Below are 1518 nucleotides of genomic sequence, written 5' to 3' on the forward strand. Positions count from 1 at the left end.
GACGTGCTCACGCAGACAGAATATGCCCGCAACAACCCGTTACAGCCCGGACCGTCCTATATGAGTCTGCTGCGTTTTAGTACCGCGGTGATTGGTATGAGTGCCGATTTGACCTCTCTGGGTTCAACACTGGCGAGCAAGGTAAATTCCCCGATAGTCAAGGCGCTGATGAACGGCATAAAAGTGCCTGCTGTCAATACAGCTATGGTCAGTCAGTTCTCCCGGGTTGCCGGTAGCGTGGCAGGTTATTTAGGGGCGCTGGTCTCCTTCTATGATGCCAATAACGCTTTCAAAGTGGGTAATAGTGTAGAAGCTTACAGTGATATCGCTATCGGAACAGGCTCCATTATCCTAACAACGGTAGGATTAGTCTTCTTTGCCGCCGGCTCGGTCATGACAGCAGGACTGCTGACATGGCTGGTTGTGGGAGCCAGTTTGCTTATCGGGGGCAGTATTGTCCAGGCCAGCAGCGCCTGGTCAGATTTGGAAAAAGTGCTGAATAACTGTTTTTGGGGGGCTGGAGATAAGTATGATTTTTGGCCTGTGGATGAACGACCATCTATATCAAATCAGTTACAAGATGCTAGAGAAATGAGTGATGTTATTAATAACTGTTTTATTATAGAAAACCAAGAATTTCTAAATCTGTTTATTCAGCCACAACTAAAAATACAGCAGGGATTTGGTGTCACCACCTATTGTTTTACCCTGCCAGCTTTTCAGATGGGTCTCTCAAATATCTGCGAGATCTTTGTGACTCCATTCAGAACTCCTCACTACCGGGAAGGAAAAATCAATTATGTTGAAATTAACCACCGCAAATATATCCCTGATACCTTCCGTAGTACCAAATTCAGGGAAGCTAAGAAGCAGGCCAAACTGACCCTGAATGGCGATACGGCAACGCTGGAAGTAGTCATCTCAGAAACAATGGGCGTTTACCCTCGCAGTAGCAAACTGTACTGGTATTATGAGCAATCAGAAAATGTCGTCGCCCCTATGCGTTATCTCCAGGGAGAAGAACCTACAGCAGAAAATACCATTAAGGGCAGTTTTGACGGAGAGCGCACACTATGAAGCAACGACTAAAAAGTTTACTTAAAAAATGGTTTCCTACTATTCATCCGCTGCCAGCTAAACGGCTGGCCCGCTGGGAAAAAGAACTTCTGGCCGCACCACCAGATATTAAGGATGAAGAAACCATTAAGCATGTGGAAATACTGGACTACCTTGATAATAAAGAATGTCATATCCGTAATCCACAACGCCGTTTTAGGAGCATTAATCTAATCCCAGTCACACTAGGAATTATCAGTAGCCTAGTGTTAAACATTAATGATTTCATGGAATCGCGAAAAAAAAATGAGGAAGCTATTCATCGATGGGTTGGTTATGCAAAAAAAAAATATGGCGAAGAATTTTATCTGCGCAATGATCTACCTGCTGATATGGAAGATGTCCGTTATATCGGTAATGATAAAGAAATTTCACTAAGAAAATATTTATATTATCGTTATA

Annotated in this window: 2 protein-coding genes; both read left to right on the forward strand. The window is 43.5% G+C overall.

The window, feature by feature from the left end; translation table 11 throughout:
• A partial coding sequence (locus ACGF63_RS22805) for a hypothetical protein (RefSeq protein ID WP_387633366.1) occupies nt 1-1077 on the forward strand: 1077 nt, incomplete at its 5' end.
• On the forward strand, nt 1074-1518 hold a 445-nt coding region (locus ACGF63_RS22810), incomplete at its 3' end, for a hypothetical protein (protein ID WP_387633367.1). The genes ACGF63_RS22805 and ACGF63_RS22810, both read left to right, overlap by 4 nt.

The organism is Photorhabdus sp. RM322S (assembly GCF_042879395.1).
GTDB classification, from domain to species: Bacteria; Pseudomonadota; Gammaproteobacteria; order Enterobacterales; family Enterobacteriaceae; genus Photorhabdus; species Photorhabdus khanii.